Below are 216 nucleotides of genomic sequence, written 5' to 3' on the forward strand. Positions count from 1 at the left end.
GGCTTGGCGAGCTTCTCGGTACGCGCGGTGGCCGCACCCTCCGCCGACGGCTTCGCCAGGGAAGCCGTGGGCGCGGTGGCGGGTTCCTTCGCACCGGCGGCGGGCGGAGGCGTCGCAGGGGCGTCCGCCCCGCCCACCGGCGGGAACGGCGCACGGGCGCTCCCCCCGGCGGCCGGCAACGGTTTCCGGAGGGTCTCCGGCCCCGCGGACCGGGAC

At 80.1% G+C, this 216-nt stretch carries 1 protein-coding gene; it reads left to right on the top strand.

Going from position 1 to position 216, the window contains the following annotated elements:
* Positions 1–27: 27 nt before the first annotated feature.
* On the top strand, positions 28–216 hold a 189-nt coding region (locus VR44_RS46760; RefSeq protein ID WP_211275237.1), incomplete at its 3' end, for a hypothetical protein.

It is taken from the genome of Streptomyces katrae (assembly GCF_000966975.1).
Taxonomy (GTDB): domain Bacteria; phylum Actinomycetota; class Actinomycetes; order Streptomycetales; family Streptomycetaceae; genus Streptomyces; species Streptomyces katrae.